The organism is Phytopseudomonas dryadis, assembly GCF_004327355.1.
Taxonomy (GTDB): domain Bacteria; phylum Pseudomonadota; class Gammaproteobacteria; order Pseudomonadales; family Pseudomonadaceae; genus Aquipseudomonas; species Aquipseudomonas dryadis.
The window spans coordinates 26,150-48,481 of the sequence record NZ_QJUM01000037.1; the positions used below are offsets into that span (position 1 = coordinate 26,150).

Annotated in this window: 19 protein-coding genes; 7 read left to right on the forward strand and 12 right to left on the reverse strand. The window is 66.5% G+C overall.

Annotated elements, in window-relative coordinates:
- Positions 1-12 precede the first annotated feature (12 nt).
- Positions 13-471, forward strand: coding sequence for a DUF2231 domain-containing protein (locus DNK34_RS22975; RefSeq protein WP_131177619.1), 459 nt, complete (start codon positions 13-15; stop codon positions 469-471).
- Positions 472-522: 51 nt separating this feature from the next.
- Here the strand turns inward: DNK34_RS22975 and DNK34_RS22980 are convergent, their stop codons facing one another.
- Both DNK34_RS22980 and DNK34_RS22985 read right to left on the reverse strand, forming a co-directional pair.
- Complete coding sequence (locus tag DNK34_RS22980; protein WP_131177620.1) at positions 523-936, reverse strand: CopD family protein; 414 nt, start codon at positions 934-936, stop codon at positions 523-525.
- A 231-nt stretch (positions 937-1,167) separates the two neighbouring features.
- Complete coding sequence (locus tag DNK34_RS22985) at positions 1,168-1,812, reverse strand: TetR/AcrR family transcriptional regulator (RefSeq protein WP_131177621.1); 645 nt, start codon at positions 1,810-1,812, stop codon at positions 1,168-1,170.
- 226 nt (positions 1,813-2,038) lie between these two features.
- Between DNK34_RS22985 and moaA the strand changes: the two genes are divergently transcribed.
- Positions 2,039-3,034 (forward strand): GTP 3',8-cyclase MoaA, encoded by a 996-nt coding sequence (moaA, locus tag DNK34_RS22990; protein ID WP_131177622.1) that lies wholly within the window; start codon positions 2,039-2,041, stop codon positions 3,032-3,034.
- A 207-nt stretch (positions 3,035-3,241) separates the two neighbouring features.
- Entirely contained in the window at positions 3,242-3,691 is a 450-nt protein-coding gene (locus DNK34_RS22995; protein WP_131177623.1) for a PA2169 family four-helix-bundle protein, read from the forward strand.
- A gap of 65 nt (positions 3,692-3,756) precedes the next feature.
- Here DNK34_RS22995 and DNK34_RS23000 read toward each other — a convergent pair whose 3' ends face one another.
- From DNK34_RS23000 to puuE, 5 genes are all read right to left on the reverse strand, one after another.
- On the reverse strand, positions 3,757-5,046 hold the full coding sequence (locus DNK34_RS23000; protein ID WP_131177624.1) for a urate hydroxylase PuuD: 1,290 nt from the start codon (positions 5,044-5,046) through the stop codon (positions 3,757-3,759).
- Between the two features lie 37 nt (positions 5,047-5,083).
- Positions 5,084-5,590, reverse strand: coding sequence for an ureidoglycolate lyase (locus DNK34_RS23005; protein ID WP_131177625.1), 507 nt, complete (start codon positions 5,588-5,590; stop codon positions 5,084-5,086).
- 66 nt (positions 5,591-5,656) lie between these two features.
- Positions 5,657-6,652, reverse strand: coding sequence for an allantoicase (gene alc, locus DNK34_RS23010; protein ID WP_131177626.1), 996 nt, complete (start codon positions 6,650-6,652; stop codon positions 5,657-5,659).
- 31 nt (positions 6,653-6,683) lie between these two features.
- A complete protein-coding gene (gene uraD, locus DNK34_RS23015) occupies positions 6,684-7,199 on the reverse strand; it encodes a 2-oxo-4-hydroxy-4-carboxy-5-ureidoimidazoline decarboxylase (RefSeq protein ID WP_131177627.1) in 516 nt (171 codons plus the stop codon).
- Entirely contained in the window at positions 7,196-8,128 is a 933-nt protein-coding gene (puuE, locus tag DNK34_RS23020) for an allantoinase PuuE (RefSeq protein WP_131177628.1), read from the reverse strand. Before puuE ends, uraD begins: the two co-directional genes overlap by 4 nt.
- A 341-nt stretch (positions 8,129-8,469) precedes the next feature.
- Between puuE and uraH the strand changes: the two genes are divergently transcribed.
- Positions 8,470-8,823 (forward strand): hydroxyisourate hydrolase, encoded by a 354-nt coding sequence (gene uraH / locus DNK34_RS23025; protein ID WP_131177629.1) that lies wholly within the window; start codon positions 8,470-8,472, stop codon positions 8,821-8,823.
- A 614-nt stretch (positions 8,824-9,437) separates the two neighbouring features.
- Here uraH and DNK34_RS23030 read toward each other — a convergent pair.
- Entirely contained in the window at positions 9,438-10,064 is a 627-nt protein-coding gene (locus tag DNK34_RS23030) for a LysE family translocator (RefSeq protein WP_131177630.1), read from the reverse strand.
- 237 nt (positions 10,065-10,301) lie between these two features.
- Between DNK34_RS23030 and DNK34_RS23035 the strand changes: the two genes are divergently transcribed.
- Positions 10,302-11,027: a GntR family transcriptional regulator gene (locus tag DNK34_RS23035; RefSeq protein WP_131177631.1), complete on the forward strand. Its 726-nt coding sequence runs from the start codon at positions 10,302-10,304 to the stop codon at positions 11,025-11,027.
- 57 nt (positions 11,028-11,084) lie between these two features.
- Here DNK34_RS23035 and guaD read toward each other — a convergent pair whose 3' ends face one another.
- The 4 genes from guaD to xdhA all read right to left on the reverse strand — a co-directional run bounded on the left by guaD (position 11,085) and on the right by xdhA (position 17,246).
- On the reverse strand, positions 11,085-12,392 hold the full coding sequence (gene guaD, locus DNK34_RS23040; RefSeq protein WP_131177632.1) for a guanine deaminase: 1,308 nt from the start codon (positions 12,390-12,392) through the stop codon (positions 11,085-11,087).
- Positions 12,393-12,536: 144 nt separating this feature from the next.
- Positions 12,537-13,409 (reverse strand): xanthine dehydrogenase accessory protein XdhC, encoded by an 873-nt coding sequence (gene xdhC / locus DNK34_RS23045; RefSeq protein WP_131177633.1) that lies wholly within the window; start codon positions 13,407-13,409, stop codon positions 12,537-12,539.
- Positions 13,406-15,796, reverse strand: a complete 2,391-nt coding sequence (gene xdhB, locus DNK34_RS23050) for a xanthine dehydrogenase molybdopterin binding subunit (RefSeq protein WP_131177634.1) — start codon at positions 15,794-15,796, stop codon at positions 13,406-13,408. Before xdhB ends, xdhC begins: the two co-directional genes overlap by 4 nt.
- Complete coding sequence (xdhA, locus tag DNK34_RS23055) at positions 15,789-17,246, reverse strand: xanthine dehydrogenase small subunit (protein ID WP_131177635.1); 1,458 nt, start codon at positions 17,244-17,246, stop codon at positions 15,789-15,791. The genes xdhB and xdhA overlap by 8 nt, the downstream gene beginning before the upstream one ends.
- 451 nt (positions 17,247-17,697) lie before the next feature.
- Between xdhA and smc the strand changes: the two genes are divergently transcribed.
- Both smc and zipA read left to right on the forward strand, forming a co-directional pair.
- Positions 17,698-21,186 (forward strand): chromosome segregation protein SMC, encoded by a 3,489-nt coding sequence (gene smc, locus DNK34_RS23060; protein WP_131177636.1) that lies wholly within the window; start codon positions 17,698-17,700, stop codon positions 21,184-21,186.
- A gap of 235 nt (positions 21,187-21,421) precedes the next feature.
- Positions 21,422-22,237 carry a cell division protein ZipA gene (gene zipA / locus DNK34_RS23065; protein ID WP_131177637.1) on the forward strand — a complete coding sequence of 272 codons (816 nt, stop codon included), beginning with the start codon at positions 21,422-21,424 and terminating at the stop codon, positions 22,235-22,237.
- Positions 22,238-22,332 lie beyond the last annotated feature (95 nt).

Genomic DNA, 22,332 nt, shown 5'->3' on the forward strand with positions numbered 1-22,332 from the left:
ACGGAGGCCGCCATGGCTGAACAACAGGAATCCATCGTCAGCCGTGCCGCGATCGCCGGCCACCCACTGCACCCGATGATGATCCACTTTCCCGTGGCGGCCTTGCTCGGCCTGGTCGCCACCGATTTCGCCTACTTCTGGAGCGCCGATGAGTTCTGGGCCCGGGCCAGCCTGTGGCTGGCCGGCGTCGGCGCCCTGGGTGGCTGGGTGGCGAGCATCGCCGGCATGATCGACCTGCTCGGCGTGCGCGAAATCCGCCAGAAGATCAGCGCCTGGTGCCATGCCATCATCGCCGTGATGATGCTGTCCCTGGCGTCGCTGAACTGGCTGCTGCGCTATCGCCATGGCGACCAGGGCCTGGAGCTGTGGGCCTTCTACCTGTCCGTGCTCACGGCAGGCCTGATCGCCATCGCGGCCTACCTGGGCGGGCGCCTGGTCTACGAACACGCGGTCGGTGTCGACATCGACTGAGTGAGAGAGGGAATGTCGCCCGGCGGCATTCATGGACATTGGACTCCTTGATCAGAACGGCTTGGCCAGTACCAGCCACAGGGTGATGGCGATCATGCCGACGATCAGCGTGCCGAGGCCGGCACAGGCGCCGCCCATGGCCGGGCGGGGCGTACGTTCGCCACGCAGGATGAGCAGGCCGCACAGGCCATGGCAGATGACCAGCGCCGCCACCGAGGTCAGCTTGAGGATCAGCCAGATGCCGACGGTGTCGTCGCGCAGGAACAGGACGGTGCCGCTGCCGATGGCGACGATGGCCGCTGGCGTGGCGATCAGGTTGAACAGCGTGCGGATCAGTTCGCCGTGCTGGCGCAGCGACGAGGCCGCGCTTCGCCGTCCGCCCGCGGCGATCAGCGCCGGCAGATAGAGCAGGGCACCGCACCAGCCGATCAGGGCGATGAAATGCAGCAGTTTCAACAGTGGCATCAATGCCCTCCATTGCCAGTTGTCCCCCTGGGGCTGTGCGTGTGACTGCTCGGCCGAAGGCGCGGTTCGACCTTTTCGCGCACATGGCGAGGGGCCGCTGGCGGTGAGCGCGGCTGTGCGCGGAAAGGCCTCCAGAGCCCGTGAAACGGGGCACCGGCGAGCCGGGATGGACAGGCGGGCGACCCCTGGTGGCGCAGCGGGGCGCGGCTGGTTATGTCACTGAATGTGTGGTCAGGCGCCGCTGACCTGTTGCGAGGCTTCGCCCTGGTGTTCCTGGACGCCGCAGCCGGTGATCACCATGCGGGTGATGGTGTCGATGGCCGCTTCATAGTCGGCATCGTTGAGCCTGGCCTTGCCGGTGACATTGGCGATCTGCCAATCGAAGTCGGCGTAGGTCTGGGTCGCGGCCCAGATGCTGAACAGCAGGTGGTGGGGGTCCACGGGGGCCATCAGGCCCTGCTCGATCCAGCGTTGAATGCACGACACGTTGTGCCGGGCCTGGGCATTGAGTTGCTCGCTCTGGGTCGCGCTCAGGTGTGGCGCGCCATGCATGATCTCGCTGGCGAATACCTTGGAGGCCGCCGGCAGATCCCGGGAAATGCGAATCTTCGAGCGGATGTAGCCGCGCAGCACATCGGCCGGATGCCCGGCCTGGTTGAACGGCGCGGAGGCGGCGAGCAGGGGTTCGATGATGCTTTCCAGCACCTCGCGGTAGAGGTTTTCCTTGGACTTGAAATAGTAATAGACATTGGGCTTGGGCAGGCCGGCCCTGGCTGCGATGTCGCTGGTCTTGCTGGCGGCGAAGCCCTTGCTGGCGAACTCCTCGCTGGCCGCTTGCAGAATCAGTGCCTGGTTGCGTTCGCGGATACTGCTCATGGGCTGGGTTCGTGTGCTGTTTGCCGGGCGCCCGGGCGGGCCAGGACAGGGCATGGTAGCATTGGCTTCAGGACTGGCTCAAATCGAAGCGCCCCGCCTCCTCTGGCCTGGCTTGCGCTTCGCTGGCGACGTTGGCCGCGTCGCGTCGCTTCGGTCGCGGGCAGCATCGCCGCAGCGATCCCCACATGCACAGCTTGGCTCGCCAGTGAGCCGGGAGAAGCGTTCCATGCACGATACGCAGTTGGTCGACCCGTTCGGCCGACGCATCACCTACCTGCGGCTCTCGGTGACCGATCGCTGTGATTTTCGCTGCACCTATTGCATGAGCGAAGACATGGTGTTTACCCCGCGGGCGCAGATCCTCACCCTCGAGGAGCTGTACAGCGTCGCCGATGCCTTCATCGGCCTGGGGGTCAAACGTATCCGTATCACCGGCGGCGAGCCGCTGGTGCGCAAGAACCTGCTCAGCCTGTTGCAGCGCCTCGGCGCGCGCAGCGAACTGGAAGATCTGGCGATCACCACCAACGGCTCGCAACTGCACGAGATGGCCGCCGACCTGCGTGCGGCCGGGGTGCGCCGGCTCAACGTCAGCATCGATTCCCTGCGCCGCGAGCGTTTCGCCGCCTTCACCCGCCGCGACAAGCTCGATCAGGTGCTGGCCGGCATCGATGCCGCGTTGGCCGCGGGCTTCGAGCGGATCAAGCTGAATACCGTGGTCCAGACCGGACGCAATGACGACGAAGTGCTCGAACTGGTCGAGTATGCCGTCGCCCGTGGCCTGGACGTCAGCTTCATCGAAGAGATGCCGCTGGGCAACATCACCAGTCATCGGCGCGAGCAGACCTTCTGTTCCAGCGATGTGGTGCGTGCGCGTATCGAAGCGCGTTATCCGCTGGTGCGCAGCAGCCATGTCACGGGCGGCCCGTCGCGTTACTGGCAGGTGGCGGGGAGTGGCAGCCGGGTGGGCTTCATTTCGCCCCACAGCCACAACTTCTGTGGCGACTGCAACCGGGTGCGGGTGACGGCCGAAGGCAAGCTGGTGCTGTGCCTGGGGCACGACAATGCGCTGGATCTGCGGGCCCTGATGCGGGCCCACCCCGGCGATGGCGAGCGCCTGCGCAACGCGCTGCTCAAGGCCTTGCAGCTCAAGCCCGAGCGTCATCACTTCGACGCCGACGAGCAGGTGCAGGTGATCCGCTTCATGAGCATGACCGGCGGCTGAGCATCTGGCGCGATCAAGGCCTCCCCGGTCAGGCGACGAGTGGCGGCGGCCCAGGCGTGGCAAGTCTTTTTCGTTGTTTCTCAGGCCGTTCCGCTCGCCTGCCGGCGATAAACTTCCTGAACCTCCTCGACAGCGCTCCACTCCACTCAAGGGCACGGCACCTGCCTGCATGGTGCCCCTTTGGTAAATGCGATAGAGGACTATCCAGTGGATAACAAAGACGTCATTTCGGTACTCAACGACCTGATCGAAACCAGCAAGGATGGCGAGAAAGGCTTCCAGGAGTGCGCCGAGGATGTGAAGAACCCGCGTCTGAAAAGCTTCTTCGTGCAGCACGCCCAGGATTGCGCCGGTGCCGCCGCCGAACTGCAGCAACTGGTGCGTTCCCTGGGCGGCGATCCGGAAACCAGCTCCAGCGTTGCTGGCGCACTGCACCGCGGCTGGGTCGACTTCAAGAGCCTGATCACCGGCAAGGACGACGAAGCCATCCTCAACGAATGCGAGCGCGGTGAAGACGTGGCCCTGAAGAACTATCGCAAGGCCCTGGAGAAAGACCTGCCGGCCAACGTGCGCAGCGTGCTGGAAACCCAGCTGCAAGGCGTGCAGCGCAACCACGACCAGGTCAAGGCGCTACGCGATACCGCTCGCGCCAACTGAGTCAGCGCTACACCCCGTCCGGAAGGGATGCTGAACAAGCATCCCTTCTTGCATTGCGGGATACCTCATTCGATCTTCGCCCCGGCCGCTATCCAGGCGCCGATCAGGTCGCGCTCCGCCTGGGTCATCTGGGTGATATTGCCCAGCGGCATGATCACCGAATCCACCGATTGCGCCTTGATCTTGGCCGCCTGTTGCTGCATCTGCTGCGGCGTGTCGAGCACGAAGCCCAGCGGCGCGACACTGAACAGCGGGCTGCTCGGCGTGGCCGAATGGCAGACCGTGCAGCGCTCGTGAAGCACCTTCTCCACCGCCGCGAAGCTTGCCGTCGCGGGTGCTGAAGGCGCCGGCTCGGCTGCTGTTTCCGCGGGCTGTTGGCGTTCGATCGGTTTGCCCGGCAGGCCTGTCGCCGGCACCGGTGCGTAGGTGATGGCAGGCGCCTTGCCCGGCGCTTCGCTTCGCGTGCTCGGGCCGCTGACGAAGGCCAGGCAGAGCATGCCCAGGGCGGCGGCGGGCAGGGCCCAGGCGAAGCGGTTGCTCTGGTGGCGGGTGTTGAAATAGTGCCGCACCAGCACGGCGAACAGGGCGATGCCGGCGAGGATCAGCCAGTTGTAGCGGCTGCCGTAGGTGCTGGGGAAATGGTTGCTGATCATGATGAACAGCACCGGCAGGGTGAAATAGTTATTGTGCCGCGAGCGCATCAGGCCCTTGGCCGGCAGCGACGGATCGGGGGCGGTGTTCTGTTCGATGGCCCTGACCAGGGCGCGCTGGGCCGGCATGATGATGCGCAGCACATTGCCGACCATCAGGGTGCCGATGATGGCGCCGACATGGATATAGGCGCCGCGCCCGCTGAACACCTGGTTCAGGGCGTAGGCGGCGGCCACCAGCAGCAGGAACAGCACCAGGCCGAGCAGGGCCGGGCGTTCGCCCAGCGGCGAATCGCAGAGCACGTCGTAGACGAACCAGCCGACGATCAGCGAGCCGATGCCCAGGGTGATGGCCACGCCAGGGGTCAGGCCGCTGCCCGGGGCGATCAGGTACAGCGACGGGTTGAGGTAGTACACCACGGTGAGCAGGGCGACGCCCGAGAGCCAGGTGGAATAGGCCTCCCATTTGAACCAGTGCAGCTTCTCCGGCATTTTCTCCGGCGCCAGCTTGTACTTTTCCAGGTGGTAGATGCCGCCACCGTGAATCGCCCACAGATCGCCGGACAGGCCCTCGCGCGGGTTGCGTCGATCCAGGTGGTTTTCCAGCCAGACGAAATAGAACGAAGCGCCGATCCAGGCGATACCGACGATCATGTGAATCCAGCGGATGATCAGGTTCAGCCACTCGGTCAGGTGTGCTTCCACGGCAGTTACCTCATTGCACCGCGCAGGCGCTCGTCACTCAGGCTTGGTTCGGGTCGAGAAGCAGGCGCTGCGTCTCGTCGAAGAAATATTCGTCGCAGTTGTCGCCCGCGCCGCGGCGGTCGACCACCAGGAACTCGTCCTGCGCCTGCAGGGCCAGGATCGGGTGGTGCCACACGCCGCGGTGATAGTTGACGCCCTGCCGGCCATCGCTGCGGAAGGCGCGCGCCTGCTGCGGGTCCGGCGTGTCGCCGGGCGGCGCGACCAGGATCAGGAAGGGATGGCCGAGCAGCGGCATGAAGGCCTGGCTGCCCAGCGGGTGGCGTTCGAGCATGCATACCGTCAGCGGCATCGGCAGGCCCTGGGCGACGAAGATGCTGATGATCGCCTGATCCTCCGGCGCACTGGTCTGTACGCTGGCCAGTTGGTGATAGCGGCGGGTGGAGCCGTTGTTGATCAGGAAGAAATCGCGGCCCTGGCTTTCGATGACGTCACCGAAGGGGGCGAAGGCTGCCTGGGTCAGGGGTTCTATCTTCAGGGTGCGCATGGCTGCTCTGTCTGTCTGGTTATGGCCGCCCCGCCTCGCTGAGGAGGGCGATCCGCTTGGGGTGCTCTAGCGCGCGACCTTGCCGAACAGGCGCAGGCGGCTGACTCCGCCATCGGGGAAGACGTTCAGGCGCACATGGGTGATCGGGCCGAGGCGGGCGATCTGCCCGGCGAATTCATGCTCGGCGTGCATCGACAGCTTCTGGCTGGGCAGTAGTTCGCGCCAGAACAGGCTCTGGGTTTCGATCTGGGCATCGGTGCCGCCCTTGACGAACGCCGCCTGGATCGAGCAACTGTCCGGGTAGTTGCCCTTGAAGTGCAGGGTGTCGACGACGATGCGCTCGATTTCCCCCGGGTGGCCCAGGGCGATGATCACCCAGTCGTTGCCGGGGGTGCGCCGGCGTGCGGTTTCCCAGCCGTCGCCCATGTTCACCCCGCGGCCCGGGTTGAGCAGGTTGCCCATGTGCCCGTAGTGCTGGTCGGAGCAGGCCAGGGCACGACCGCCATTCAGGGCGGCGGCCAGGTCGAGCGATTCGTCGGCGGTGACCGTCGCCCAGTCGCGATAGGGAATGCCGTGCACGCGCAGGCGCGCGACGCCGCCATCGGGGTAGATGTTGAAACGCAGATGGCTGAACGGACGCGCATCGTCGATGGCGTGGTAGTGATGGCTGTCGCCCTGCAGCGCCACGGCGGGCAGGATCTCGATCCACTCGCTGGTGTCGTCGGGGTCGCCGTCGGCGACGAAGCAGGCTTCCAGGGACGCCGAAGGCGGGTAGTTGCCGGTGAAGTGGCTGGTGTCGATGTCCACGCCCTTGATCGAGCCCGGCACGCCCAGGCGGATCACCGCGCTGTCGTAGCCCTCGAAGCGCTTGCGCCGCGACTCCCAGCCGTCCATCCATTTGCCGTTGTCGTCGAATACGCCTTCCTTCCATACCGCCGCCGTCGGCTGGAACAGGCGGTTGACATCGGCGAACCAGTCGTCGGTCACGGACAGCGCCCGTGTGCCCAGGCGGGCATCGGCGAGGTTGACGTATTTCAGAAAGGGAGCGGCGTATGCGGTCATGGAAACGGCCTTGCTGGAAGTGGGTGAGGGCTCACAGAGCCTGCAGGCGGAACAGGGCGATCCGGTTGATTTCGCCCAGGGCGCGGGCGAATTCCTGTTCCTCGGTGTTGTGCAGGCGTTCTTCGAAGGCCGCCAGAATGCGTTTTCGGTCGCTGCCTTTCACCGCCATGATGAAGGGAAAGCCGAAGCGCTGTCTGTAGGCCTGGTTGAGTGCGGTGAAGCGGGCGTACTCCTCGGCGGAGCAGGCATCGATGCCGGCCCCGGCCTGCTCGGCGCTGCTGGCGGCGGTGAGCTGGCCGGCCAGGGCCGCCTTGCCGGCCAGGTCCGGGTGCGCCTGGATCAGTGCCAGTTGCCGCGCGCGATCCGCCCCCAGCATCTGGGCGCACATGCGCTGGTGCAGGGCCTCGATATCGTCCGGTATCGCGCCGCTGGCCTGATCGAAGGTCTGCTCGGCGATCCAGGGCGAGTGTTCGTAGATGTCGGCGAAGGCCTCGATGAAGGCCGTGCGTTCCAGCTGCGACGGGGTCAGGCTCTGGAAGCGGCTCATGTCGCGGGCTCCGCTGTGAAGGGGTGAGTGGCGTGCCAGTGACGGGCGATGTCCACGCGGCGGGCACACCAGACCTTGTCGTGCCCCTGCACGTAGTCGAGGAAGCGGGCCAGGGCCGCGAGGCGCGCCGGGCGGCCGAGCAGGCGGCAGTGCATGCCGATGGAGAGCATCTTCGGCGCCCCCGCGACCCCCTCGGCGTAGAGCACGTCGAAGGCATCCTTGAGGTAGGCGAAGAAGTCGTCGCCGGTATTGAAGCCCTGCACCTGGGTGAAGCGCATGTCGTTGGTGTCCAGGGTGTAGGGGATGACCAGGTGGGGCTGCTCGGCAGTGCTGGCCGGGTCCCAGTAGGGCAGGTCGTCGTCGTAGCTGTCGCTGTCGTAGAGGAAGCCGCCTTCTTCCCTGACCAGGCGCCGGGTATTCGGGCCGGTACGGCCGGTGTACCAGCCCAGCGGGCGTTCGCCGGTGATCTCACTGAGGATGCGGATCGCCTCGTGCAGGTGTTCGCGCTCGCGCGCTTCGTCCATGTACTGGTAGTCGATCCAGCGGTAGCCGTGGCTGCAGATCTCATGGCCATCGGCGAGCATGCTCCTGATCACCTGCGGGTGGCGCTGGGCGGCCATGGCCACGGCGAACACAGTCAGCGGGATGGCGCGCTTGCGGAACAGCTCGAGCAGGCGCCAGACCCCGGCGCGGCTGCCATACTCGTAGAGCGATTCCATGCTCATGTTGCGCACGCCCGGGAGGGGCTGTGCGGCGACCATTTCCGAGAGGAAGGCTTCCGACTCGGCATCGCCATGCAGCACGTTGCGCTCGCCGCCTTCTTCGTAGTTGAGCACGAACGACAGGGCAATGCGTGCCTCGCCCGGCCAGTGCGGGTGCGGCGGGGTGTTGGCGTAACCGATCAGGTCGCGGGGGTATTCGGCGTTCACGGCGTCGTTCCTGTACAGACATGAAGTGGCAACGGCGAGGGCGGGGTGTCAATGATTGTATACAAAACAATATGCATATTGTAACCCGTATCTTGCGTCGTGCCTTGGGCCATTTCAAAGCAAAAACCTTGCCTGATTGGTCAGCTTTTATTGCTGAATGCTTTTTCTGGCGCCCACTGCAGGAAAAATGAACGGAGCGGTCGGCATTGCCTGAATGGTTGCCGAGGCGGGAAATTGTGTACAGTTCTTGCTTCGCAGATAGCCAGCGTATCCGCTAGCGCTGGACGCATTGATCGCCGGTCACGCGAGCGTGGCCGGCCAGGCAGGGAGTGGTGAACAAGATGGGTCGATTGACCACGCATATTCTGGATGCCGCCCACGGTTGTCCGGGCAGTGCCATTCGCGTCGAGCTGTACCGGATCGAAGGCGAGCAGCCGACGCTGCTCGGGCATCAGCTCAGCAACCAGGACGGCCGCTGCGACGCGCCTCTGCTGGAAGGGGAGGATTACCGCAGCGGCGTTTACCAGTTGCATTTCCATGTCGGCGACTATTATCGGGCGCGCCAGGTGGCGCTGGCGGAGCCGGCCTTTCTCGACGTGGTGGTGCTGCGCTTCGCCATCGACGCGGCGCAGGCCCACTATCACGTGCCGCTGCTGGTGTCGCCGTACAGCTATTCCACCTATCGCGGCAGTTGAACGCCTGGGGTGAAAGCTCTATCTCGGCACAATGACCATCGCCCCGGGGAACTGTTCATTCTGTGGGAGCCGCGCCCCCGCGGCGAATGGTGGTTGCGACGCGGATTCGGCCGAATGGCCACGATCACATCGCCCCGAGGTCGGGGCTCCTACCTGGGCGGTGGTCCGCCGCGTTCCTGTGGGAGCCGCGCCCCCGCGGCGAAGGGTGGTTGCGACGCGGATTCGGCCGAATGGCCACGATCGCATCGCCCCGAGGTCGGGGCTCCTACCTGGGCGGTGGTCCGCCGCGTTCCTGTGGGAGCCGCGCCCCCGCAGCGAATGGTGGTTGCGACGCGGATTCCGCCGAATGGCCATGATCGCATCGCCCCGAGGTCGGGGCTCCTACCTGAGCGGTGGTCCGCCGCGTTCCTGTGGGAGCCGCGCCCCCGCGGCGAAGGGTGGTTGCGACGCGGATTCGGCCGAATGGCCACGATCGCATCGCCCCGGGGGCGGGGCTCCTACACGGGGCCGTTCATTCTGTGGGAGCCGCCGCCCCCACGGCGATCGAGGGTCGCGACGCGGCCTGGCGTGACAACGTATCTTTCATCATCCGGGGCGGCCAGCGCTCATGACCGTTAGCGGCTCAACAGCGAGGCGCCGCCGGCAGCGCCGAAAAGCGCGGCGCTGACCCGGTTGAACCATACCTGCCCCTTGCCCGAGCGCAGGTAGCGCGCGGCGCCATGGGCACCGAGGGCGTAGAACAGCTTGCAGGCCAGGTCGAGCACGGCCCAGGTGGCGATCATCACCAGCAGTTGCTGGAGCATCGGCTGCTGGGCGCTGATGAACTGCGGTAGAAAGGCGGCGAAGAACAGGATGTCCTTGGGGTTGCTGGCGCCCAGGCCGAAGGCCTTCCAGAACATGCCGCTGGCGCTCGGATCGCTGACCAGGGGCTCGCCGCTGGCCGGGCGGGCGGCCTGGCGCGAGGCTTGCCAGCTTTGCCAGGCGAGGTAGAACAGGTACAGGGCGCCGACCAGCTTGAGCAGGCTGAACACCTGCTCGGAGGCCAGCAGCAGGGCGCCGAGGCCCAAGGCCGAGGCGCTCAGCAGGCAGAGCGAGGCCGACACGCCGCCGAGAAAGGCGGGCGCCGAGCGGCGCAGGCCGTAATTGAGGCTATTGCTGACCATCAGCAGGGACAAGGGGCCGGGGATGAGAATCACGACCAGCGCCGCAGCGCTGAACAGCAACCAGGTTTCCAGGCTCATCGAGCGACTCCGAAGGGACACGGCCCCGTTGCGTCGGGGCCAACGCGGCGCACCTTACAACAGCGGCGAAGGGGCGGACAGGTACAGTCAGCGGGCACTTTCCTGCACCGATTGCGTGCGCAGAACGTCGATTTGCGCGGAAAGCGTGCGCGAGAGGCTGATTGTGTACAATCGTGGCGTCCGTGACGGACGGAGGCGTCGAAGACGCTCCGACGAATTTTCCCGAGGCGAGGCGGTATGAGCGAAGCAAACACTGCAACAGCACAACCTGGCGCCAGTGCCCGCGGTGGCAACCAGGATGAAGGAGTCTACGCGCATATCTTCGATGCCATTCTCGAACAGCGCCTGGCTCCCGGTACGCGTTTGAGCGAGGAGGCGCTCGGCGAGATATTCGGCGTCAGCCGCACCACCATCCGCCGTGCATTGTCGCGCCTGGCCCATGAGGGCGTGGTGCTGTTGCGGCCCAACCGCGGCGCGGTGGTGGCCAGCCCCGGCATAGACGAAGCCCGCCAGGTCTTCCATGCGCGGCGCCTGGTCGAGCGGGCCATCACCGAGCTGGCGGTGGCGCATGCCAGTGCCGAGGAACTGGCCGGGCTACGGCAGATGGTGGCCGATGAGCGCAGCAGTTTCGCCCGCGGCGACAGGGGCACCGGTATACGCCTGTCCGGCGAGTTCCACCTGAGGCTGGCCGAGGCGGCGAAGAATGCGCCGCTGGTCAGTTTCCAGCGCAGCCTGGTGTCGCAGACCTCGCTGATCATCGCCCAATACGAAAGCGGCCAGCGCAACCACTGTTCCTTCGACGAGCACAACGCCCTGCTCGATGCGCTCGAGGCGCGCAATGCCACCCTGGCGGTGAGCCTGATGATGCAGCACATGGACCATATCGACAGCAAGCTGGACTTCGATCAGGACAATGGCCGCGACGATCTGAAAGCGGTCTTTTCGCACCTCGTGAGCCGCTGACAGGGCCCGCTCATCCGCCCAGGCCTGTCAGCCTTTGAATGCACGCCCGGTACGCGCTCAGCCGTCGCGCCGGTGCACGCTGCGCCCGGCGGCGAAGGTTTCCTTGACCACGCGGTCGTCGCCCAGGGTGATCAGGGCGAACAGCCGTTCCGCCAGGCTGGCGCTCTGCTGCAGGCGATAGCGGATCAGCGGGGTGGCCTGGTAGTCGAGGACGACGAAGTCCGCTTCCTTGCCGGGGGCGAAGTTGCCGATGCGTTCGTCCAGGTACAGGGCCTGGGCGCTGCCCAGGGTGGCCAGGTACAGCGACTTGAACGGGTCGAGTTTCTGCCCCTGCAACTGCATGATCTTGTACGCCTCGCTCAGCGAGCGCAGTTGCGAAAAGCTGGTGCCGGCGCCGACGTCGGTGCCCAGGCCCACGCGCACACCGTGGCGTTCCATGGCGCGCAGGTCGAACAGGCCGCTGCCGAGGAACAGGTTGGAGGTCGGGCAGAACGCCACCGCCGAGCCGGTTTCCGCCAGGCGCCGACATTGCGCATCGCACAGGTGCACGGCGTGGGCGAACACCGAGCGTGGGCCGGTCAGCCGGTGCTGGTGGTAGACATCCAGGTAGTCGCTGCTCTCGGGGAACAGCGCCTTGACCCACTCGATTTCCTGGCGGTTCTCCGACAGGTGGGTGTGCAGGTACAGCTCGGGGTACTCGCGCAGCAACTGCCCGGCCATGGCCAGTTGCGCCGGCGTGCTGGTCGGGGCGAAGCGTGGCGTCACCGCGTAATGCAGGCGGCCCTTGCCGTGCCAGCGTTCGATCAGTTCGCGGCTGTCGGCATAGCCGGACTCGACCGTGTCGGTCAGGGCCTCGGGCGCGTTGCGATCCATCAGCACCTTGCCGGCGATCATGCGCAGGTTCAGGGCTTCGGCGGCCTCGAAGAAGGCGTCCACCGACTGCTTGTGCACGCTGGCGAACACCAGCGCGGTGGTGGTGCCGTTGCGCAGCAGCTCCTTGAGGAAGATAGCCGCCACTTCGCTGGCGTGGGCCTTGTCGGCGAAGCGCATTTCCGTGGGGAAGGTGTAGGTGTTCAGCCAGTCGAGCAGTTGTTCGCCATAGGCGCCGATCATGCCGGTCTGCGGGTAGTGGATGTGGCTGTCGATGAAGCCCGGGGTGATCAGCGCGTCGGGGTACTCGGTGAGCGCCACGCCCTGCAGTTGTGGCAGCAGTTCGGCGGCGTGGCCGAGCTGGCGCACATGGCCGTCTTCCACCAGCAGGATGCCATCTTCGAAATAGGCATAGGACGCCTCGCTGCCGACCACGGCGGGATCGGCGAGGCTGTGCAGGATGGCGGCGCGGTAGGCATGGCGGTGGTTGGGCATGGAATCCTCGTGTGACGGTAGAGGGTATTTACAAAAGTAGTGGGAAGGTCAGGCAAGGCGAAATCAGGCGAAAAAGCGCAGTGCACGTGATTTTTGCCTGCTTGCAACGCAGCATGGCCGAGCGCAGTAATGGGGAGATACTTCTCAGCTGTGGGCGCGCCGCGAAGCGGGCAGCAGACGGCTGATGCCGTCGTGCTGGGCCTGCCGTTCGGCGAAGGTGGCATTGTAGGTGGCGATCACTTCGCCGGCGATGGACACGGCGATTTCCAGCGGCAGCTTGCCCTTGACCTGGGGCAGGCCCAGGGGGCAGCGCATGCGCGCCAGGCTGTCGGCGGCGACGCCGCGTTCACGCAGGCGGTGCTCGAACTTCATGCGCTTGGTCTTCGAGCCGATCAGGCCGAAGTAGGCGAAATCGTCCCGCGCCAGGATCGCCGCGCTCAGGGCCAGATCCAGGGCGTGATCGTGGGTCATGACGATGTAGTAACTGCCGGCGGGCAACCGCTCGACTTCCTCGACCAGGTCGTCGTTGACGATGCGCTCGATGCGCGGGTCCAGGTGCGTGGGAAATTCGTCGGCGCGGGCGTCGATCCAGCTGACCCGGCACGGCAGGCCGGCCAGCAGCGGTACCAGGGCGCGGCCCACGTGGCCGGCGCCGAACACGGCGATGCGCGCCTGCGGGCGGCCCATGGGCTCGAACAGCAGCAGGGTGGCGCCGCCGCAGCACTGGCCGAGGCTGGCGCCGAGGCTGAAGCGCTCCAGGCGGGTCTCCCGGGTCTGGCTGGCGAGCATCTCCCGGGCGATCTGCATGGCCTTGAATTCCAGGTGGCCGCCACCGATGGTGTCGGCGCACTGCTCGGCGCTGACCACCATCTTCGAACCGGCATTGCGCGGCGTCGAGCCGCGCTCCTCGATGATGGTCACCAGCACGCAGGGGCGGCCCAGGCGTTGCCACTCGCCCAGGGCGCTCAGCCAGTCGTGGCTGGCGCCGTGGCCTTGCAGCGGGTCGTCGTGGCTCATGCCGGTTCCTCCCGTGTGCTGATCTCCGGCGCTGGCTGCTGCCGGGCCGCTTTCATCTGTTGCACGCCCCACAGCACCCGTTCCGGGGTCGCCGGTGCGTCGATCCGCGGTTGCAGGCGGTAGTCGGCCAGGCTCGCCACGGCATCCTTGAGCGCGCACCACACGGCGATGCCGAGCATGAACGGCGGCTCCCCCACGGCCTTGGAGTGGAAGACCGTGTCCTCGGGGTTCTTGCGGTTCTCCACCAGCTTCACCCGCAGGTCGGCCGGCACGTCGGCCACGGTCGGGATCTTGTAGCTGGCCGGGCCGTTGCTCAGCAGCCTGCCCTGGTCGTTCCACACCAGTTCTTCGCAGGTGAGCCAGCCCATGCCCTGGACGAAGGCGCCTTCCACCTGGCCGATATCGATGGCCGGGTTCAGCGAGGCGCCGACGTCATGCAGGATGTCGGCGCGCAGCAGGCGGTATTCGCCGGTCAGGGTGTCGACCAGCACCTCGGCGCAGGCGGCGCCATAGGCGAAGTAGTAGAACGGCCGGCCGTTGGCCTTGTCGCGGTCATAGTGGATCTTCGGTGTGCGGTAGAAGCCGGTGGAGGACAGCGACACCTGGTTGAAATGGGCCTTCTGCGCCACGGCCTCGAACGTCAGGCAATGCTCGCCGGCGCGCACCAGGCCGTTGCGGAACTCGATCTCGCTGTGTGCCACGCCGTACTCGCCGGCGAGCATGGCGACCAGCCGCTGCTTGATGATCTCGGCGGCGTTCCTGGCCGCCATGCCGTTCAGGTCGGTGCCGCTGGAGGCCGCGGTGGGCGAGGTGTTGGGCACCTTGTCGGTGTTGGTGGCGGTGATCTGGATGCGGGCGATATCGACCTGGAACACTTCGGCGACCACCTGGGCGACCTTGGTGTTGAGGCCCTGGCCCATCTCGGTGCCGCCGTGGTTGAGGTGGATGCTGCCGTCGGTGTAGATGTGGATCAGCGCGCCGGCCTGGTTGAGGAAACTGGCGGTGAAGCTGATGCCGAACTTCACCGGGGTCAGGGCCAGGCCCTTTTTCAGGAGCGGGCTGCCGGCATTGAAGCGGCGGATGGCCTCGCGGCGCTGTGCGTAGGTGCTGCTGGCTTCCAGTTCGGCGGTCATTTCCTGCAGCAGGTTGTGCTCCACCGTCTGCCCGTAGTGGGTCAGGTTGCGTGTGTGCTTGCCGTAGTAATTGCGCTTGCGCACGGCCAGCGGGTCTGTGCCCAGGTGGCGGGCGATGACGTCCATGATCTCCTCGATGGCGAGCATGCCCTGGGGGCCGCCGAAGCCGCGAAAGGCGGTGTTGGAGGCGATGTTGGTCTTGCAGCGGTGGCCATTGATGGTGGCGTTGCCGAGAAAGTAGGCGTTGTCGGCATGGAACATGGCGCGGTCGACGATGGAACCGGACAGGTCCGGGGAGTAGCCGCAGTTGCCGGCCAGCTCCAGTTGCAGGCCGTGGAGCCGGCCGCTGGCGTCGAAGCCGACGTCGTACTCGACGTAGAACGGATGGCGTTTGCCGGTCATCAGCATGTCGTCGAGGCGGGGCAGGCGCATCTTGGTCGGCCGACCCGTCAGGTGCGCGATCACCGCGCACAGGCAGGCCGGGCCGGCGGCCTGGGTCTCCTTGCCGCCGAAACCACCGCCCATGCGGCGCATGTCGATCACCACCTTGTGCATGGCGATGCCGAGCACCTCGGCCACCAGCTTCTGCACTTCGCTGGGGTTCTGCGTCGAGCAATGGACCAGCATGGCGCCGTCTTCGCCGGGCATCACCGAAGACACCTGGGTCTCCAGGTAGAAGTGCTCCTGGCCGCCGATATGCAGGCTGCCCTGCAGGCGATGCGGCGCGCTGGCCAGGGCCGCGTCGGCGTCGCCGATGCGCTGCTGGTGGCTGTCGAGGACGAAGTGGCGCTTGCCCAGGGCTTCGACCACGTCCAGCAGCGGCGGCAGCTCCTCGTACTCGATGAGCGCCGCCATGGCGCCCTTGCGCGCGTTGTCCAGGCTGTCGGCGGCCACCGCGAGGACGACCTGGCCGACATACTCGACCTTGCCGTCGGCGAGCAACGGATCGCCGGCCAGCACCGGGCCGATATCCAGTTGCCCGGGCACATCGACGCTGGTGATGACGCGGGCCACCCCGGGCACGGCGTAGCAGGGCGCGGTGTCGATGCCGAGGATGCGCGCGTGGGCGCGGTCGCTCAGGCGGGCGTAGACGTGCAACTGGTTGGGAAACTCCAGGCGATCGTCGACGTACAGCGCCTCGCCGGACACGTGCTTGTCGGCGCTTTCGTGCTTGACGCTCCTGCCCACGCCGGTGCTGATGTCGTGGCGCAGGCGCTGGGCCAGTTCGGCCTGGCTCGCCGAGGGCTTATGCATGGTCGATCACCCGTGTTTGCCATTCGGGGCATTGCAGTTCGAAGAAGCACTTGCGCAGCAGGTTCTGCGCCACCAGCAGGCGGTAGGCCTTGCTCGCCCGCAGGTCGCTGAGCGGCGCGAAATCCTCGGCCAGGGCCTGGCAGGCGCGCTCGATCGTGTCGTGTTCCCAGGGCGCACCGAGCAGCACGGCCTCGCAGGCAAGGGCGCGCTTGGGCGTGGCGGCCATGCCGCCGTAGGCGATGCGCACACCGTGCACCAGGCCGGCGTCGATGCGCAGGTTGAAGGCGGCGCAGACCGCGCTGATGTCGTCGTCCAGGCGCTTGCTGACCTTGTAGGCGCGAAACTGCTGGCCGGCCACGGCGCGCGGCACCCGCACCCGCTCGATGAACTCGCCCGCCTGGCGCGCGGTGACCTTGTAATCGACGAAATAGTCGTCGAGGTCCAGGGTTCGGCGTCGCTCGCCCTGGCGCAGCACCAGCTGGGCGCCAAGGGCCAGCAACAGGGGCGGGCTATCGCCGATGGGCGAGGCGTTGCCGATATTGCCGCCCAGGGTGGCCTGGTTGCGGATCTGCTGGGAGGCGAAGCGCTGCAGCAGTTCGCCGAAGTCCGGGTATTCGGCGGCCAGCAGCGGCAGGCAGTCGCTCAGCGCGGCGGCGGCGCCGATCTCGATATGGCTGTCGCCGACCTCGATGCGCCTGAGCGCCGCGACCTGGCCGAGGTGAATCATCAGCGGCAGCTCGCGCTGCTGCTGGGTGACCTCCAGCGCCAGGTCGGTGCCGCCGGCGAGCAGGCGCGCATCGGGGTGGGTCAGGTACTGCTCGGCCAGTTGTTCCAGGCTGTGCGGCAGCAGGCAGCGCTGCTCGCCATGCTGCAGTTCCCGGGGCGGGCCTGCCTCGGGGCGGGCGCCTATGGCGTTGAGCTGGGCGACGGTGGCCGGCTCGCTGGCATCGAACTGATCCTGGTAATCGAGGCGGCAGGCCTGCTCGGCGGCATCGACGATGGGCCGGTAGCCGGTGCAGCGACACAGGTTGCCGGCCAGGCTCTCGAGCGTCGCCTCGCGGGCCGGGCCGCGGTCGCGGCGTTGTTTGCTCAGGGCGAACAGCGACATGACGAAGCCCGGTGTGCAGAAGCCGCACTGCGAGGCGTGGCAGTCGACCATGGCCTGTTGCACCGGGTGCAGCGCACCCTGGTGCTTGAGCGATTCGACGCTGATCAATTGCTTGCCGTGCAGGGCCGGCAGGAAGGTCAGGCAGGCATTCAGGGTGCGGTAGCGCAGGCGCTCGTCGACCACCTCGCCGACCACCACGGTGCAGGCGCCGCAATCGCCCGAGGCGCAGCCTTCCTTGGTGCCACATTTGCCGGCGCGCTCGCGCAGGTAGCGCAGCACGGTCAGGGTCGGGTCGATGTGCTGCTCGCTGTGCAAGCGCCCCTCGAACAGGAACTGGATCAAGATCGGCCTCCGGGCACGCTCAGGTGTAGTGCGGGCAATCGACATCGCCATAGCGCGAATCTAGAAGTGCCCGCCAGCTCGGTCAACCGAAAAGCTGACTTTTGAGTCAAGCTATTTTCATGCCAGCCACCGCGGGCGCCGTGGTCAGCGCGACGGCAGGCGCTCGGGGCGCCGGTGGGCGACGATTCGTGCTTCCTATTGGTGCGCTGCGCGTCGTTTCAGGGCTACCCTCATCCTGTGGGGCAGGCTTGGCCGGGCAGGGCGCTGTGTTACACTTTCGCCCTGTTTTCGCCGGGATATGCCCGGTCTCCGGCACTTTTCGCCACACCGCGGCTCGCCCTCCACAGGACAACAGCGCCTTAAGGAAAACCATGACGCCCAGGGCTTTTCAGCTATCCCGGCCTTTTCGCGTGGGCACATCGCGACGCGCGCCATCGATGAGTGCCGCTGCATGCGTCTGAAGTCCATCAAGCTGGCCGGCTTCAAGTCGTTCGTCGACCCGACCACGGTGATCTTCCCCAGCAACATGGCGGCCGTGGTCGGGCCCAACGGCTGTGGCAAGTCCAACATCATCGATGCGGTGCGCTGGGTGATGGGCGAAAGCTCGGCGAAGAACCTGCGCGGCGAGTCGATGACCGATGTCATCTTCAACGGCTCCAACACGCGCAAGCCGGTGACCCAGGCCAGCATCGAGCTGATCTTCGACAATGCCGACGGCACCCTGACCGGCGAGTACGCCGCCTTCGCCGAGATATCCATCCGCCGCCGGGTCACCCGCGACAGCCAGAACACCTACTTCCTCAACGGCGTGAAGTGCCGCCGGCGCGACATCACCGACATCTTCCTCGGCACTGGCCTGGGGCCGCGCAGCTATTCGATCATCGAGCAGGGCATGATCTCCAAGCTGATCGAGGCCAAGCCGGAGGACCTGCGCAATTTCATCGAGGAAGCGGCGGGCATCTCCAAGTACAAGGAGCGCCGCCGCGAGACCGAGAACCGCATCCGCCGCACCCACGACAATCTGGCGCGGCTGACCGACCTGCGCGAGGAGCTGGAGCGCCAGCTCGAACGCCTGCACCGCCAGGCCCAGGCCGCCGAGAAATACCAGGAATACAAGGCCGAGGAGCGTCAGCTCAAGGCCCAGCTCACCGCCCTGCGCTGGCAGGCCCTGAACCAGCAGGTCGGCCAGCGTGAAGCGGTGATCGGCGATCAGGAGGTCGCCTTCGAGGCGCTGGTCGCCGAGCAGCGCAACGCCGACGCCAGCATCGAGCGCCTGCGCGATGGCCACCACGAGCTGTCCGAACGTTTCAACCTGGTGCAGGGGCGTTTCTATTCGGTGGGTGGCGATATCGCCCGGGTCGAGCAGAGCATCCAGCATGGCCAGCAGCGCCTGCGCCAGCTGCAGGACGACCTGCGCGAAGCCGAGCGCGCGCGGCTGGAGACCGAGTCGCACCTGGGCCACGACCGCACGCTGCTGGCCACCCTCGGCGAGGAGCTGGCCATGCTCGAACCCGAGCAGGAACTGACCGCCGCCGCCGCCGAGGAATCCGCGGCGGCGCTGGAAGAATCCGAAAGCGCCATGCACGGCTGGCAGGAACAGTGGGACAGCTTCAACCAGCGCAGTGCCGAGCCGCGTCGCCAGGCCGAGGTGCAGCAGTCGCGCATCCAGCAGCTGGAACTGAGTCTGGAGCGCCTGGCCGAGCGTCAGCGTCGTCTCGCCGATGAGCTGCAGCAGTTGGCCGCCGACCCGGAGGACGCGGCGATCCTCGAATTGAGCGAGCGGATCGCCGCCGGTGAATCGCACTTCGAAGAGCTGCAGGCCAGCGAAGCCGAGCAGGGCGAACGCCTGCAGCGCCTGCGCGATGAACTGCAGCAGGCCGGGCAGGCCCAGCAGCAGGCCCAGGGCGAGCTGCAGCGGCTCAATGGTCGGCTGGCCTCGCTCGAAGCCTTGCAGCAGGCCGCGCTGGACCCCGGCAAGGGCGCCGGCGACTGGTTGCGCGAACAAGGCCTGGAGGCGCGCCCACGGCTGGCCGAAAGCCTGCGCGTGGAGCCGGGCTGGGAGCTGGCGGTGGAAACCGTGCTCGGTGCCGACCTGCAGGCGGTGTTGCAGGACGATTTCAGCGGCCTGGATTTCTCCACCCTGGTCCAGGGCGATCTGCGCCTGGCCAACCCGCAGAGGGGCGGCACGCGGGTCGCCGGCAGCCTGCTGGACAAGGTCGACTCGGCGCTGGATCTGGCGCCCTGGCTGGCCCGGGTGCGCCCGGTCGAGTCGCTCGACGAGGCCCTGGCCGCCCGCGCGTCGCTCGGCGAAGGGCAGAGCCTGATCAGCCGCGATGGCTACTGGGTCGGTCGGCATTTTTTGCGCGTGCGCCGGGCCAGCGAGGCGGAAAGTGGCGTGCTGGCGCGTGGCCAGGAGCTGGAGCGCCTGGGCCTGGAGCGTGACGAGCGCGAAGCGGCCCTGGCGCTGCTCGACGAGCGCCTGCTGGGCCTGCGCGAAACCCGGGGCCGCGAAGAGGAACTGCGCGAGCAGCAGCGTCGCCAGCTCCAGGAGCAGGGCCGCCGTCTCGGCGAACTGAAGGCGCAACTATCCGCTGGCCAGGCCAAGGTCGAGCAGTTGCTGCTGCGCCGCCAGCGCATCGAAAGCGAACTGCAGGAACTGGGCGAGCAGCGCGAGCTGGAGCACGAGCAACTGGGGGAGGCCCGCCTGCAGCTGCAGGACGCCCTGGACGGCATGGCCCTGGACAACCAGCAGCGCGAAACCCTGCTGGCCAAGCGCGATGCCCTGCGCGAGCGGCTCGACCGGGTGCGCCAGGAGGCCCGCCAGCACAAGGACCACGCCCATCAACTGGCGGTGCGCCTGGGCTCGCTCAGGGCCCAGCACGACTCCACCCGTCAGGCCCTGGAACGGCTCGAGTTGCAGGCCGAGCGCTTGCACGAGAAGCGCGAGCAGCTCGACCTGAACCTGGAGGAGGGCGCCGCGCCGCTGGAGGAGCTGCGCCTGAAACTCGAGGAACTGCTCGAGCGGCGCCTGGGCGTCGAGGAAGAACTGCGCCTGGCGCGCCTGGCCCTGGAGGATGCCGACCGCGAGCTGCGCGATGCGGAAAAACGCCGTACCCAGGCCGAGCAACAGGCTCAGCTGCTGCGCGGGCAACTGGAGCAGCAGCGCCTGGAGTGGCAATCGCTGAACGTGCGGCGCAAGGCATTGCAGGATCAGCTGCAGGAGGATCAGTACGATTTGCACGGCGTGCTCGCCGGCTTGCCCGAGGGCGCCGGCGAAACCGCCTGGGAAGAAGAGCTGGAGCGCCTCGCCGGGCGCATCCAGCGGCTGGGCGCGATCAACCTGGCGGCCATCGACGAGTACCAGCAGCAGTCGGAGCGCAAGCGCTACCTGGATGCGCAGAACGCCGATCTGGTCGAGGCCCTGGAGACCCTGGAAAACGTCATCCGCAAGATCGACCGGGAAACCCGCAACCGCTTCAAGGAAACCTTCGACCAGATCAACGCCGGCCTGCAGGCCCTGTTCCCGAAAGTTTTCGGCGGGGGCAGCGCATATTTGGAACTCACCGGCGAAGATCTACTCGATACCGGGGTGACCATCATGGCGCGCCCGCCGGGCAAGAAGAACAGCACCATCCATTTGCTGTCCGGTGGCGAGAAGGCATTGACGGCGCTGGCACTGGTGTTCTCCATCTTCCAGCTCAACCCGGCGCCGTTCTGCATGCTCGACGAGGTCGATGCGCCGCTGGACGACGCCAACGTCGGACGCTATGCGCGACTGGTCAAGGAGATGTCGGCGACGGTGCAGTTCATCTACATCACCCACAACAAGATCGCCATGGAAATGGCCGATCAACTGATGGGGGTGACGATGCACGAGCCGGGCTGTTCGCGTCTGGTGGCGGTGGATGTGGAAGAGGCGTTGGCCATGGTCGACGCTTGAGGCGGACAAACGGACCGCGCGCACAGATTCTGTTGCGTAAAAACTGTCCCGGGCGGCGCTTTTACGGCGTGTTGGCGGTGTAAAGTTGTCTTTCGTCGTGCTAGCTTAACGCCCACTTTTGTTGCACGTGGAAAACGCCAGTCAGAACATGGAGTTGGCGCCACGTTTCAGGGTCATCGAGAGAGGGGCAGGACGCCTTTTTTCATCAATTTTTGGTTAGGGGTCAGGACATTTCATGGAATTCGGTCTACGCGAGTGGCTGATCGTCATCGGTATCATCGTCATCGCCGGCATCCTCTTCGATGGCTGGCGCCGTATGCGTGGCGGCAAGGGCAAGTTGAAGTTCCGGCTCGATCGCAGCTTCTCCAACCTGCCGGATGACGACAGCGATCCCGACCTGCTCAGTCCGCCACGGGTGGTCGAGCGTCATCAGGAGCCGTCGCTGGACGAAGAAGACCTGCCTTCCCTGAGTGCCCGCGAGCTCAACCGCCGGCGCACTGGCGAGCCGCAGCAGGGCGATCTCAACCTGGGCCTGGACGAGCCGGTTCCCACCCTGCTCAATCCGGTCGACGACGCCGAGAGCCCGCGCGAAAACAGCCCGGCCAAGGAGCAGGCGCCGGTCGACGAGGTGCTGGTGATCAATGTCATCGCCCGCGACGAGCAGGGCTTCAAGGGGCCGGCGCTGTTGCAGAACATCCTGGAAAGCGGCCTGCGTTTCGGCGAGATGGACATCTTCCACCGCCACGAGAGCATGGCCGGCAATGGCGAGGTGCTGTTCTCCATGGCCAATGCCCTGAAGCCGGGCACCTTCGACCTCGACGATATCGAAGGCTTCAGCACCCGCGCCGTGAGCTTCTTCCTCGGCCTGCCCGGGCCGCGCCATCCCAAGCAGGCCTTCGACGTGATGGTCGCTGCCGCGCGCAAGCTGGCCCACGAGCTGAACGGTGAGCTGAAGGACGACCAGCGCAGCGTGCTCACCGCCCAGACCATCGAACATTACCGTCAGCGCATCGTCGAGTACGAGCGCCGTCTGCTGACCCAGAAACGCTAGAAAAGAAGAAGCTGCAAGCGACAAGCCCCAAGCTACAAGCCAAGCGCTTGGTCTGGGGCTTTGTCGTTTCTTGCCGCTCAAGTATGCCGCTTGAG

What these genes read in the sequence shown, in the direction of transcription:
- DNK34_RS22975 (WP_131177619.1), top strand. Translation starts at nt 13, where the DNA reads ATGGCTGAACAACAGGAATCCATCGTCAGCCGTGCCGCGATCGCCGGC.
- DNK34_RS22980 (WP_131177620.1), bottom strand. Translation starts at nt 936, where the DNA reads ATGCCACTGTTGAAACTGCTGCATTTCATCGCCCTGATCGGCTGGTGC.
- DNK34_RS22985 (WP_131177621.1), bottom strand. Translation starts at nt 1,812, where the DNA reads ATGAGCAGTATCCGCGAACGCAACCAGGCACTGATTCTGCAAGCGGCC.
- moaA (WP_131177622.1), top strand. Translation starts at nt 2,039, where the DNA reads ATGCACGATACGCAGTTGGTCGACCCGTTCGGCCGACGCATCACCTAC.
- DNK34_RS23005 (WP_131177625.1), bottom strand. Translation starts at nt 5,590, where the DNA reads ATGCGCACCCTGAAGATAGAACCCCTGACCCAGGCAGCCTTCGCCCCC.
- alc (WP_131177626.1), bottom strand. Translation starts at nt 6,652, where the DNA reads ATGACCGCATACGCCGCTCCCTTTCTGAAATACGTCAACCTCGCCGAT.
- uraD (WP_131177627.1), bottom strand. Translation starts at nt 7,199, where the DNA reads ATGAGCCGCTTCCAGAGCCTGACCCCGTCGCAGCTGGAACGCACGGCC.
- uraH (WP_131177629.1), top strand. Translation starts at nt 8,470, where the DNA reads ATGGGTCGATTGACCACGCATATTCTGGATGCCGCCCACGGTTGTCCG.
- DNK34_RS23030 (WP_131177630.1), bottom strand. Translation starts at nt 10,064, where the DNA reads ATGAGCCTGGAAACCTGGTTGCTGTTCAGCGCTGCGGCGCTGGTCGTG.
- DNK34_RS23035 (WP_131177631.1), top strand. Translation starts at nt 10,302, where the DNA reads ATGAGCGAAGCAAACACTGCAACAGCACAACCTGGCGCCAGTGCCCGC.
- guaD (WP_131177632.1), bottom strand. Translation starts at nt 12,392, where the DNA reads ATGCCCAACCACCGCCATGCCTACCGCGCCGCCATCCTGCACAGCCTC.
- xdhC (WP_131177633.1), bottom strand. Translation starts at nt 13,409, where the DNA reads ATGAGCCACGACGACCCGCTGCAAGGCCACGGCGCCAGCCACGACTGG.
- xdhB (WP_131177634.1), bottom strand. Translation starts at nt 15,796, where the DNA reads ATGCATAAGCCCTCGGCGAGCCAGGCCGAACTGGCCCAGCGCCTGCGC.
- smc (WP_131177636.1), top strand. Translation starts at nt 17,698, where the DNA reads ATGCGTCTGAAGTCCATCAAGCTGGCCGGCTTCAAGTCGTTCGTCGAC.
- zipA (WP_131177637.1), top strand. Translation starts at nt 21,422, where the DNA reads ATGGAATTCGGTCTACGCGAGTGGCTGATCGTCATCGGTATCATCGTC.